The 12,073-nt window shown below is 42.2% G+C and carries 10 protein-coding genes and 1 tRNA gene; 5 read left to right on the top strand and 6 right to left on the bottom strand.

Annotated features, from left to right (window positions below; all coding sequences use genetic code 11):
* The 4 genes from nuoF to K1X66_08040 all read left to right on the top strand — a co-directional run bounded on the left by nuoF (position 1) and on the right by K1X66_08040 (position 5,427).
* Positions 1 to 1,356, top strand: coding sequence for an NADH-quinone oxidoreductase subunit NuoF (gene nuoF / locus K1X66_08025; protein ID MBX7158316.1), 1,356 nt, complete (start codon positions 1 to 3; stop codon positions 1,354 to 1,356).
* A gap of 3 nt (positions 1,357 to 1,359) precedes the next feature.
* Positions 1,360 to 3,012, top strand: coding sequence for a molybdopterin-dependent oxidoreductase (locus tag K1X66_08030; GenBank protein ID MBX7158317.1), 1,653 nt, complete (start codon positions 1,360 to 1,362; stop codon positions 3,010 to 3,012).
* A gap of 81 nt (positions 3,013 to 3,093) precedes the next feature.
* The gene (locus tag K1X66_08035) at positions 3,094 to 3,804 is read left to right on the top strand and encodes a PHP domain-containing protein (GenBank protein ID MBX7158318.1); all 711 of its coding nucleotides are present in this window, start codon (positions 3,094 to 3,096) and stop codon (positions 3,802 to 3,804) included.
* A gap of 195 nt (positions 3,805 to 3,999) precedes the next feature.
* Complete coding sequence (locus K1X66_08040; protein ID MBX7158319.1) at positions 4,000 to 5,427, top strand: hypothetical protein; 1,428 nt, start codon at positions 4,000 to 4,002, stop codon at positions 5,425 to 5,427.
* A gap of 21 nt (positions 5,428 to 5,448) precedes the next feature.
* Here the strand turns inward: K1X66_08040 and K1X66_08045 are convergent, their stop codons facing one another.
* The 6 genes from K1X66_08045 to K1X66_08070 all read right to left on the bottom strand — a co-directional run bounded on the left by K1X66_08045 (position 5,449) and on the right by K1X66_08070 (position 9,681).
* Positions 5,449 to 5,883: a DCC1-like thiol-disulfide oxidoreductase family protein gene (locus tag K1X66_08045; GenBank protein MBX7158320.1), complete on the bottom strand. Its 435-nt coding sequence runs from the start codon at positions 5,881 to 5,883 to the stop codon at positions 5,449 to 5,451.
* Positions 5,884 to 5,896: 13 nt separating this feature from the next.
* Positions 5,897 to 5,969 (bottom strand) — tRNA-Phe (locus K1X66_08050).
* Positions 5,970 to 6,026: 57 nt separating this feature from the next.
* Positions 6,027 to 7,283 carry a bifunctional folylpolyglutamate synthase/dihydrofolate synthase gene (locus K1X66_08055; GenBank protein ID MBX7158321.1) on the bottom strand — a complete coding sequence of 419 codons (1,257 nt, stop codon included), beginning with the start codon at positions 7,281 to 7,283 and terminating at the stop codon, positions 6,027 to 6,029.
* 22 nt (positions 7,284 to 7,305) lie between these two features.
* Positions 7,306 to 8,160, bottom strand: a complete 855-nt coding sequence (gene accD / locus K1X66_08060; protein MBX7158322.1) for an acetyl-CoA carboxylase, carboxyltransferase subunit beta — start codon at positions 8,158 to 8,160, stop codon at positions 7,306 to 7,308.
* Entirely contained in the window at positions 8,157 to 8,831 is a 675-nt protein-coding gene (locus K1X66_08065) for a ComF family protein (GenBank protein ID MBX7158323.1), read from the bottom strand. Before K1X66_08065 ends, accD begins: the two co-directional genes overlap by 4 nt.
* Positions 8,791 to 9,681 carry a CPBP family intramembrane metalloprotease gene (locus K1X66_08070; protein MBX7158324.1) on the bottom strand — a complete coding sequence of 297 codons (891 nt, stop codon included), beginning with the start codon at positions 9,679 to 9,681 and terminating at the stop codon, positions 8,791 to 8,793. The genes K1X66_08065 and K1X66_08070 overlap by 41 nt, the downstream gene beginning before the upstream one ends.
* A 427-nt stretch (positions 9,682 to 10,108) precedes the next feature.
* On the opposite strand from K1X66_08070, the gene K1X66_08075 reads away from it, so the two are divergent.
* Positions 10,109 to 12,049 (top strand): tetratricopeptide repeat protein, encoded by a 1,941-nt coding sequence (locus K1X66_08075; GenBank protein ID MBX7158325.1) that lies wholly within the window; start codon positions 10,109 to 10,111, stop codon positions 12,047 to 12,049.
* The last annotated feature ends 24 nt before the right edge of the window (positions 12,050 to 12,073 follow it).

Genomic DNA, 12,073 nt, shown 5'->3' on the forward strand with positions numbered 1-12,073 from the left:
ATGGCAGTGGAAGAAAAAAGATTAATTTTTAAGCATATCGATCAACCGGGTTACACGATTGATATCGACTGTTATTTACGCAATGGCGGTTACGAAATTGCTAAAAAAGCGTTAACCTTAAAACAAGCCGATATTATTAACGAAGTAAAAGCTTCAGGTTTGCGAGGTCGTGGGGGAGCGGGTTTTGGTTGCGGATTAAAATGGAGTTTTATTCCTCCTACCAACACAAAACCGGTTTATTTGATTTGTAATGCCGACGAATCCGAGCCTGGCACCTTTAAGGATCGTCAGATTATTTATAAAGATCCGCATCAACTTTTAGAGGGCATGCTGATTTCGTGTTATGCCAATCGCGTTTCGTTGGCTTATATTTATATTAGAGGCGAATTTCCTGATGGCGCAAAAATTTTAGAGCGCGCCATTGAAGAGGCGAAAAAGCACAATTTTTTAGGCAAAAATATTTTGGGCAGCGATTACTCGCTGGAAATTTATGTGCATCGCGGTGCAGGCGCTTATATTTGCGGCGAAGAAACGGGCCTCATTGAATCGTTGGAAGGAAAGCGTGCTTACCCGCGCATTAAACCACCCTATTTTCCTGCGGTGCTAGGACTCTATCAATGCCCAACCATCGTTAATAATGTCGAAACGCTTTGTCATGTAAAACATATCATGGCCATAGGCGGTGCAGAATATGCCAAACTCGGCACGCCGAATAACACTGGCACACGCATTCTTTGTGTCAGTGGAGATGTTAATAAACCAGGTTATTATGAATTTGAAGTCGGTAAAATTACCTTGGGCGAATTGATTTATGATGTCTGCGCTGGCATTCGAAATGGCAATCAACTCAAAGCAATCATTCCTGGCGGATCTTCAGCTAAAGTTTTGCGCGCGGATGAAACGTTTAAAATCAAACAAAAACAGGCGGATGGCTCGATGATAGAAAAATCTATCACCATCAACGACATTCCCATGGATTTTGATACCATGGCTGCGGCGGGTTCCATGGCGGGTTCTGGCGGTGTAATTGTGATGGATCACACACGCGACATGGTCGAGGCGCTAGCTAATATTAACGAATTTTACGCTCACGAATCCTGCGGCCAATGCACACCGTGTCGTGAGGGTTCGCTCTGGATGAAAAAAATCACCACGCGCATGACACATGGCGGTGCTCGGAAGGAAGATTTGGGCTTACTCAAAAATGTCGCTGACAACATTGCAGGCCGAACAATTTGCGCTTTCGGTGAAGCTTGTTCTTGGCCAACTCAAAGTTTCATTGCAAAATTTCCTGAAGAATTTGAAAACAAGACCAAAACTGAAACTTTATCAGAACCGATTCGAACTGCTGCTTGATTTATGATCGCCCCAACTGAAACTGCTAAAGAATTTGTTAACATCCAATTGGATGGCCAGTGGGTGCAAGTGCCCAAGGGCATGAATGTGATCGAAGTGGCGAAAGCGTTTGGGAAGTTGATTCCGCATTATTGTTATCATCCAAAATTGCAAGTGGTGGGAAATTGTCGAATGTGTTTGATCGAAATGGGCACGCCCAAGATGGGACCCGATCGCAAACCAATTCTTGGCGCGGATGGCAGACCGGAAATTGCTTGGATGCCACGGCCACAAATTGGTTGCGCGACCAATGCGACGGAAGGCATGGCGTTTCGCACAGACAGTCCTTTGATTCAAGAATGTCGCAAAGGTGTGATGGAGTTTTTATTAATTAATCATCCGCTTGATTGTCCGATTTGCGATCAAGCGGGAGAATGCCAGTTACAAGAATTTTCTGTGGAGTTTGGAGGCGAGAAAAGTCGATTTGTCGAAAATAAAGTTAAGAAACCGAAGCGCGTGGATTTAGGTGAACGCATTGTTTTAGATGATGAACGTTGTGTTTTATGTTCACGATGCATTCGTTTTACACGCGATGTGGTAGGTGATGATTGTTTGGGGTTTGTTTCACGAGGTAGCCATACCGTTCTCACAGCGCATCCTGACAAGCCGTTTAACAATAATTATTCGCTCAACACGGTTGATATTTGCCCTGTCGGCGCGCTAACGAGTAAAGATTTTCGCTTTAAAATGCGTGTGTGGTTTCTGAAAGAAACGCCTAGTATTTGCACCAGTTGTGGCACAGGTTGTAACACAGTCATTGGCTCACGGGAGGGGGTTGTTTATCGCCAAACACCTCGGGAGAATGAAGCGGTAAATCAATGTTGGATGTGCGATTATGGTCGATTAAATTTTCATTATTTGAATGATGAGAAACGTTTGACTCAACCACAAGTCCGCGTGAAACAGGATTTTTTTCCAACGGATTGGGATGATGTTTTATCGCAAGTTGCCTCCAGTTTAAAAAATGTTTCCCCCAATGAAATTGCGATTTTAGCTTCCGCACGCATGACGAATGAAGAGTTGTTTTTGGTAAAGCAATTACAAAAACAGTTGGGCGGCGATGCAGTTCTGTTGGATATTTTGCCACGGCCTCAAAAGACGGATCATCTTTTGGTGTGTGATGATGGCAATCCGAATTCTCAAGGCGCCCAATTATTTGGAGTTTCTCAAAAAGGGAAGAAGCTGGAAACTTTGCGCCAAGGAATCGCATCTGGTAAATATCGCTTGGTTCTGGCTCTTCATGAAGATTTAACGAAGCTTGGAGTTTCTTCGGAAAATCTGAGTAAAATCGAATCTTTAATCAGTTTAAGTCTTTTATCGAATGCCACAACCGAAGCATCCCATTTTATTTTGCCAGGCGCAGGATTTGCTGAAAAACGGGGTTCGATGATTAATGTGAAAGGTCGATTGCAAAGGTTAAATAAAGCCACTGCAACGCCAGTTGACGCCAAGGAAGATTGGGAAATTTTTAATTCGCTCATTGCTCGATTGGGTGGCAATTCATTTTCTTCGATTGAAGAGGTTTTTAAAGAAATCGCCGCGACTTGTCCTGCTTTAGCAAATTTGTCGTTAAGCAAAATCGGGGATCAAGGCATTGCTTTGAATTTCAATTCTTAAGAACGCCACACTTGTTGTCTTACACTGACTACTGACAAAAACTTTTGTCCAACGCCAATTTTTAAGTATACTTTTTAGTTCATGATAAGGAAATTAAAGCTGGACTTGCATGTCCATTCTTACTTCAGCGCCGATAGCGTGGCGGATCCTGAAGAGATTATCGCTGTTGCCAAAGGAAAAGGGTTAAATGGCATTGCCATCACAGATCATAATACAAGTGAATGCGTCGATTATCTCTTGCAAAAAGGCTTGATGCGAACAGATGGGCTTCCGGTAGATGATTTCTTAATTTTGCCCGGTCAGGAAATTACCACTTCAGAAGGACATCTCCTGGCACTTGGGGTAGCCTTGCCTAATAATCTTAAGGGCATCACACCTCAAGAGGCTATTAAGTTGATTCATTTTAATGGCGGTTTGGCAGTTCCTCCCCATCCTTACGATCTTTTTCGTGCCGGGATCCGAGAAAATGTTTTGGAAATATTGCATTTTGATGCTTTGGAAGTTTTTAACGCCGCTACCACTTTTAAGCGCTATAATCGTCGCGCCTTTGATTACGCAAAAAAAAGAGGGCTTCCCATGACTGCCGCTAGTGACGCACATCATCCTGAAGCTGTGGGCACAGCTTATAGTAGTTTTGAAACTAATGATTTTTCTGTTGCAGGCATTTTACAAGCGTTGAAACAAGGTGGCGAACTCAATCAAAATTATTTAACGCCCAAGGAAGCCTTCAAAAAAACTTGGAGCAATTGGTTTCGTTTGAAAAGAAAACCAAAACCCTTGGTCAGAGCTTAATCCGAACCCACTCGTTCATTCATTTTTCGGCAAATAATAATAAATTATTTGCATTTCTTGAAATCTATTTTCTATTACTAAGACAAACTTATGAAAAAATATTGCTATTTTCTTGTTTGTTTTCTCATTATTATTTCGTCCTTTGCATCCCCCCAATGGTATTGGTCTAAAACACTCAGCTGTTCGAATTGGACAATGGGACAAGCCGTATGTGTCGATAAATTAGGCAACGCCTATGTTGCAGGGAATTATACAGCCCCTATTACTTTTGGAAATTTTATTTTACCCTTAAATGGTCCTCAAGATTTCTTTATCGCAAAATATAACTCTCAAGGAAAATTATTGTCTCTTCAAAGAGGGTCTTTGGGCAAAGGCAGCGAAAAGGTAACTTCCATTGCCGTAGATGATATGGGTCACAATCTTTATGTCACAGGCTCTTTTGCCGGCCAGGGAAAATTTATTGATAAAGTTTTTAATGCAAACGGCAACAGCGATATTTTTATCGCGAAATATGATATCACCAGCAATTTGAAATCGATCTGGGTTCGGCAAATTGGTGATTCAACAATGAATAATAATACCGATCAATGGAGCCAACTTGGCATTGATGCTAAAGGCAATTGCTACATCACAGGAACCTATCGTAATGATATTTTATTTAATTCAAATCCCTTCATTTTATTAACAAGTTCAGGCGAAACAGACGTCTGGGTAGCAAAATTTAGTGGTGAGAATGGTGCTTGCCAATGGGCGCAACGAATTCAGGGCAATGCTAATGCCTTCGATCGTTCCCACGACATTTGTGTTTCGCCCCAGGGAAACAGTTACGTCGTAGCTCGTTGCACGGGCAACGCAATCGAAGTGGACAATTTAAAAATCAATACCCTTCAATCCCAAAGTCTTGCGATTGTTAAATATAATCCTCAAGGCATTCCTCAATGGACCATTCCGATCGGGGCGGGCGATGCAGGCTCTATAGAAAATTTTTTCGAAGCAAATATTGCTATCGATTCTTCCGAAGAAAATTTATATGTTTCTGGAACTTTCATCGATACATTGAACATAGGCAATAAAACCATCTCTATCCCATGCGAACTATTTTCTTGCTCGCAAAACACATTTCTCGCAAAATTTTCTCCTCAAAATGGAAACTTCGAATGGGTCCGCACAGCTCAACCTAACGATGGTATAGCCAGAAACGATGGACTCGCGGTTGATGACATAGGCAATGGTGTTCTAGGAGGATGGTTTTTAACCTTTAGCAACAATCCTAAAACGCTTGTTTTCGAAAATACGATCTCCGAACAAAATAAGGATATTGATATTACCCCATTCATTGAACGCATTTTTATTGCGAAATATAGCTCCACGGGATCCCTGTTATGGGTCAACGCCACAAGCGGAGGCACACCCGATGCCTTAGCTCAAGTTACAGGCAGCTTCTTAAGAGACATCGCAGTCAATCCTCAAGGCAACGTTTTTTCTACAGGCGAATTTACTAACACCGACATTCAATTTGGCAATTTACCCCCCCTTCCTCTTTCTGAACCTCAAAGCAGTCAGCAAATTAGTTATTGGATAGGCCAATTATCCGACTCTATTATTTTCGAATCTTTCCCTTAAATCAAAACCCACTCATTCTTCTTACTCCAAAAAGCGTTTCTTTTCGCTATTTTTTATTTCCCTCTCACAAAAGGAAGTTTTACCAAACCAAACATAACGATTTTTAACTATTATATCGTAAATCTTATCACGCCACAGATGAGGAATCACTCTTATTAACCAAGCCATCGTTTTCCAAAAACCTCCTAAAATAAAAAAGGCTTTAACAACGGCGTCGGATTTTCGAAAAATTTTTTCTTCGGGCGCATTATAATTTTCAACCCAAACCATAGAACTTAATTCTTCGCCCCAATCACTCCTATGCCTTTCTCTAACTTTTCGAGCCGTTTCCCCATGCAGCGGCGCAAAATAAAACTGCTGGCGCTTATCTCGTGAAATAAAAAAATGCACACCACGATCACACAATCCACACTCCCCATCAAAAAGTAAAAGAAAGGAAGGCAAAGTTGCTTTCATATCTAAAAGAATATGGCTGGGGCCGGGATTGAACCGGCGACACGCGGATTTTCAGTCCGCTGCTCTACCAACTGAGCTACCCAGCCTTGAAATGGTGAAAATCAAACTAAAAAAGTGTTAGCCATGGAGCAAGCTAATTATAGTCAAAATCTTAAACAACCCAAAACTTCACCAGCCAAATAGAGCGAACCAGTAATTAAAACAGGCTCACCTTGAAATCTTAACCAAGCCTGCTGGAAATTAGAAAAGATGGCCGTGTCACAATCTTTAACAGCAAAACAAGAAGCCGCGATAACAGGCTTCAAAGCACGAGAACTCATGGGAGCAACTAACGCCACTTTTTTAATAATGGGCAATAATTGATTAACCATGGCATCAATATTTTTATCAGCTAATACTCCAAAAATAAGATTAATCTTCGCCTCACCAAACAAAGAACGATATTGTTGAACCAAACCTTCAATCCCTGCTTCGTTGTGAGCTCCATCTAAAATAGCTAAAGGATCTTTCTGTAAAAACTGAAAGCGAGCAGGCCAAGTGACTGTTTTTAACCCATTCACCACAGCTTCCTCAGAAATATTAACCCCTGACTCGCGCAATTGGCACACCATTTCCAAAACCACAGCCGCATTTTGTCGCTGATGAGACCCCAACAAACTCAGAGAGTAAGATGTGCTTCGATAAGAAAATTGCTGCCCCTCACACGTTTCACTTTCTAAAAAAATATTTTTCTGATTAACAAAAAAACAAAGAGCCTCTTGTTCCTCAGCACGCTGTTGAATGACTTGCTTAACCTCTTCGACCTGTGGCGCACAAATCACCGGAACTTTCTTTTTAATAATACCAGCTTTTTCTGTAGCGATTTGACTTAATGTTGTGCCCAACCATTGGGTGTGATCAAAAGAAATCGCAGTTAAAATGGAAAATTTAGGTTGCACAATATTGGTAGAATCCAATCTACCACCCAAGCCTGTTTCCCAAATTACCCAATCTACCTGAGCCTCCCGAAAAGCCAACAACGCTAAAGCCGTCGTAATCTCAAAAAAAGTTGGAGTATGCAAAGAGGCATTCGCCTCAACCTCAAAAAGAGCGGGCTGCAACGCTTCATAAAGTTCCATTATTTTTTCTTCTGATAAAGGAACTCGATTAATTTGAATTCTCTCTCCAAAAGAAATCAAATGCGGTGAAGTAAAAAGACCCACTTTATAGCCCGCCTTTTGTAAAATCGCTGCCAACATCGCTGCCGTAGAGCCCTTGCCATTCGTGCCAGCAATATGAATGAAATTTAAATCTTTCTCTGGGTTGCCTATTTCACGGGCTAGGGCATGCATGGTTTCCAAACCCAATTTCACTCCCAATTGTTTTCGGGCAAAAAGCTCTTTCAAGAGTGAGGCTGACATGAATGAAAAGAAAAAAGTAAAGTTAAGCGCGAGCCGAAAAATAACGCAAAAATTTCGCTAACATATTACGCATCTGTTTTCGAGACACAATTTTATCAATCAACCCGTGCGCTAAAAGAAATTCAGCCGTTTGAAACCCCTTCGGCAAATCTTGTCTCGTTGTTTCCTTAATCACACGTGGCCCGGCAAAACCAATCATCGCGCCCGGTTCTGAAATAATCAAATCTCCCAACGTAGCATAGCTCGCCGTCACCCCACCTGTAGTTGGATTCAACAAAACGGAAATATACGGTAATTGAGCCTGCGACAACTTCAACAAAGCTCCACTCACCTTTGCCATCTGCATCAGACTAAAACAACCTTCATGCATTCGCGCTCCACCTGAACATGAAAAAATAATAACCGGCGCCTCCTTTTCCAATCCTCGCTCCACAGCGCGCGTCAATTTTTCACCTGCCACCACACCCATGCTTCCTCCCAAAAAAGAAAAATCCATCACCGCCACCGAAACCTCCTGATTCTCCAACATCCCAACTCCCGCAATCACCGAATCCGAACGCTTCCCCTTTTTAAGTTCCGCAGCCAACCGCTCAGAATAATTGGGAAACTCCAATGCATTCGCAGCACGCAAATTACTATCGCACTCTTCAAACGTTCCCGGATCCAACAAACTTTCCAAACGCAAATAAGGATCCATCGCAAAATGATAATCACACTTCGGACAAACAAAAAAATTCTCTTCCAACTGCTGATTAAAAATCATTTCTCCGCACGAAGAACATTTCGTGCAAAGCCCCTCTGGGATCTCTTTCTTCTTCGCAACTGTTACCAATGGCGTTTGATACGTGGGTTTTTTAAAAATAGTGGAAGTTTTCATCCGCGTGCTATTGTTAATACATCTACCTTTCTTGCGCCATGCTCTTTTAGCACTCGCGCACATTCATTGACCGTGCTACCGGTTGTAAACACGTCATCAATCATCAGATAATCATTATCGCGAACTTCATAGCCTTTTGCCAAGCGAAAAGCATTATGCACGTTTTTTTGACGTTCACGTCGATCCAAATGCGTCTGCGTTTCCGTCTCTCGAATTCTTCGCAAACAATTCCAAACAGGCAATTTAACACTTTTAGCAAGTTCTTGAGCCAAAATTTCAGCCTGATTAAATCCTCGCCACCGTTTACGCCGGCCAAACAAAGGCACCGGCACCAAAGCTTGATAGTGAGAATCTTTAAAAAACCGAAAAAAACCTTCCTCCAACCATTCCATCAAAGCAACTCTTAACCAAAACCGACTTTCATACTTAAAATGATGAATGACCTCACGAACCGAGCCACGACTTAAATAAAAAGCGCGTGCCCGATCAAAATAACAAACCATCGACGCACAATTCGAACACGCCCAACCACTTATTTCGGCACAAGCAAACGGCTGACCACAACAATCGCAAAAAGGCGCCTGCAAAACATAGCAGCCCTCTCGCACTTGCGGCCTAGGAAAAAACAGGTCAACAATCGGCTCCCAAAGTATTTCGAGTTTTTTTGCCATATAACAATAAACCCAGAAACAAAATAACTAACAAAACCAAACAATCCACACCATCTAATAAATTTTTAGGAAGCCACCCCTTCCAAGGACCCTTTATATAATTTACCAAATCCGGCGCACTTTTGATTGATAACACCCAACCCGCATGCAACCCAACCCCCCACCAAATCGAACGAAACAACACAACCCCCATCGCCAAAATAATTCCAATCACAAAAAGAATCATCCAACGCAACCCATTTCGAGAATCGGAAAAAAAATAACCTGGCACACTCAACACATAATCCCAACCCGAATGCCAGCTCACCTGATAACCCTCACCAAATCCCTGCGCCGACAGAAAATGCAAAGAAGCAAAAACCAAAGCGCTAATAACTACTGCTTTTTTAAGCGATAATCGCAAGCGCAACTCCTTTAAAAAAACGCCTCGAAACAAAGGCTCCTCTAAAAAAGCCACCATCACCGCTGAAAAGAAAAACCCCAAAAACCGACTCCATTTCAAATCAAAATCCCATTCTCGAATTCCAAAAGCCATCTGCCATCCCAACAAAACCCCCACACATCCCAGACCCAACAAAAATCCGAAAAACAATTTCCGAGCCCCACTCTGAAAACCAAAATCCTCCCCACGCCGATAACCTTTTTTAATCAAAAGAGGAACCAAAATAAAAAGCGTTGAAATTAAAAAAATCCGATTAAAAACTCGTCGAAACGAAACCTCCTCCAACCATTGTGGACCTTCCCATATAGCATTAACTCCTTGCACCCCTTGATAAATCCAAGGTGACAAAACAATTGCCAGCACTGGAGCTAACCCCAACCACCACCACGAACAAACACGTTGCGACATGCACCTACTATGACACGAAATTCATCGCCATTTGGCAAACTGTTTTTTTAAAAGCAAGATCGGAATAGAGATCCCCGGGTCAAACCCGAGGATGACATCGATCGGAATGAATTTCTTAATCCGTCTCCTCCTTTCATGGTATCTGCGAGTTTGCGATAAATGTCAAAGCTCTCATAGTTTAAGATGTTGATTGCACCCATTGTCATCCTCGGGTTTGACCCGGGGATCCAATCTTTTTGAATTCTTATTTTCGTTAACAATATACCCTGTTGCCAGTTTTTAGTCGCTCGCAAGCTATTTTTCGTATGCTAAAAAACTTTTTCTCATTGCAGGTCGTCTCAACTAATCTTAAAATTAGAAAGTGCGTTACTTCCATCGACTCGCTTGTTTCATTGGCTTATGGCTTAGCCTAGGAATCAGCACGCTTATGGCAGCCGACCCAGGCGATCTTTATCTTCAATTCTATTTCCAATTGCAAGAAGCTCAGAAATCCGAAAAAAGTGGCGACGCCTCCAACGCCCTGCGTCTTTACCAACTTTCTTACAGCCTACTCAATCGCATTAAAGAAGATTACCCTGACTGGCGGCCAGACTTAATCAATTATCGTGGCCGATTTTGTCGCGAACGAATCAATGCTCTGCGTGGAAAATCTAACGCCCTTACCCCTAGTTTGGTGCCCTCCAACGGTTCCTCAGAAGAAGTCAGAAACTTAAGAGAAACCCTCATGAGCCAGGAAAATCAACTTGCGGAAACACGTAAAACTCTTGAGCAAACACGTATTTCTCTAGCCGATTTACAAAAAGAGCTTAATGAAAGCCGAACTAACCAAGCCACTTTACAAAAACAGCTTCAAGACAATCAAGCCGAACGAGAAACCCTACAAAGCCAACTCGCCACGGCTCAAAAAGATTTCCAGGAACTTTCCTCACAAACCACCGATTCGCGCGTGGAAAAATTAACCACTCAACTCGAAGAAGCGAAAAAAGAAAATCAACAGAATCAAGAAGAACAAGCCAAACTTTTGGAAAAAATTTCTCTAACTGAAAAAGAAATCGCCGCGCTTAAAACAGGCTCTCAAGTTAGCAAGGAAGCGGATCAAAACGATCTCACCGCCCTAAAAGAAACTCTAAACGAAAAAGAAAAACAACTCGCCGAACTTCAAGAACAACTCGAAGCTACGAAAAAAAATCTAGAAACATCACAACAAGAAATCGCCGCGTTGCGTGCGGGAGAAATGGATCAACGCGTCACCCAACTCTTGGAAGAAAATGCGCAACTCAATGAAAAACTAAAAATTGCTGCTGCTCAGCTGACGCCCGACACCAACACCCTTTCCAATCCCGACATTGAAACGTTAAAAAACCAACTCGAAAGCATAAAACAACAATTAATCAGCGCCGAAACACAAAATGCTGAATACGAAAAAACAGTTTCTTCCTTGCGCGAACAGCTCAACGCTCAAAAAGAAAAATTCTTATCTATGGAGCTCACCCTCCAACAAACTAGCAGCAATAGCACCTTATCCGCTCAAGCCAATTCGCTCCAACAAGAAAATGAAGTCTTACGCAACATTATCGATCGCCAAATGAAAGAAGAAGCTCGTCGTGAAGCTGCTAAAAAAATCGCTCTCGAAGAATTAAAACAACTCAAAGTGCAATCCCAAGTTCTCACTAAACAAATAGAAATTTTGGCCTCTCCCACCCTGATGCTTTCAGAAAATGAACTCGCTCTACTTCAACAACCTGCCCCCACACCTATTGCTAGCCATCAATCGACTGATCTCGATGACGAAATTCATCCCACACTGCTTCCTCCTCGCACCATGGAAGCCACTGCTAAAGAAGCCAAAGCCTTTTTCAACACTAAAAACTACGAAAAAGCGGAAGAAAAATTTCAAGAAATTCTCGATCGCTATCCCGACAACGTTTACGCGCTTTCCAATCTTGGCGTCGTTTATTTTCAACAAGCAAAATATAAAGAAGCAGAAGCCACTTTAAGCAAAGCCGTGAAATATGAACCCAATGACGGTTTTTCTCACTCCATTCTTGGCATCGTTTATTACATGACTCAACGTTATGATGATGCCATCAACACCTTAACACGCGCCGTCACCTTGGATCCGAAAGATCCTCAAACTCGCAACTATCTAGGCATCGCTTGCTCCCAAAAAGGCTGGCTATCCGTTGCGGAACAAGAAATTCGCAAGGCGCTAGAGATTAATCCCAATTATGGCGAAGCCCATTTTAACCTTGCCGTCATTTACGCTTCGCAAAAACCGCCTGCTAAAGAAATCGCTAATCAACATTACCAACAAGCCATGAACTTAGGCGTCAAAGCCGATAAAAATCTGGAAAAAATGTTGCAATAATTAGGCGCTCCTTGATTTAAATGA

It is taken from the genome of Verrucomicrobiia bacterium, from assembly GCA_019694135.1.
Classification (GTDB): domain Bacteria; phylum Verrucomicrobiota; class Verrucomicrobiia; order JADLBR01; family JAIBCM01; genus JAIBCM01.

What these genes read in the sequence shown, in the direction of transcription:
- K1X66_08040 (MBX7158319.1), top strand. Translation starts at nt 4,000, where the DNA reads ATGGGACAAGCCGTATGTGTCGATAAATTAGGCAACGCCTATGTTGCA.
- K1X66_08065 (MBX7158323.1), bottom strand. Translation starts at nt 8,831, where the DNA reads ATGGCAAAAAAACTCGAAATACTTTGGGAGCCGATTGTTGACCTGTTT.
- K1X66_08035 (MBX7158318.1), top strand. Translation starts at nt 3,094, where the DNA reads ATGATAAGGAAATTAAAGCTGGACTTGCATGTCCATTCTTACTTCAGC.
- K1X66_08055 (MBX7158321.1), bottom strand. Translation starts at nt 7,283, where the DNA reads ATGTCAGCCTCACTCTTGAAAGAGCTTTTTGCCCGAAAACAATTGGGA.
- nuoF (MBX7158316.1), top strand. Translation starts at nt 1, where the DNA reads ATGGCAGTGGAAGAAAAAAGATTAATTTTTAAGCATATCGATCAACCG.
- K1X66_08070 (MBX7158324.1), bottom strand. Translation starts at nt 9,681, where the DNA reads ATGTCGCAACGTGTTTGTTCGTGGTGGTGGTTGGGGTTAGCTCCAGTG.
- K1X66_08045 (MBX7158320.1), bottom strand. Translation starts at nt 5,883, where the DNA reads ATGAAAGCAACTTTGCCTTCCTTTCTTTTACTTTTTGATGGGGAGTGT.
- K1X66_08030 (MBX7158317.1), top strand. Translation starts at nt 1,360, where the DNA reads ATGATCGCCCCAACTGAAACTGCTAAAGAATTTGTTAACATCCAATTG.
- K1X66_08075 (MBX7158325.1), top strand. Translation starts at nt 10,109, where the DNA reads ATGGCAGCCGACCCAGGCGATCTTTATCTTCAATTCTATTTCCAATTG.
- accD (MBX7158322.1), bottom strand. Translation starts at nt 8,160, where the DNA reads ATGAAAACTTCCACTATTTTTAAAAAACCCACGTATCAAACGCCATTG.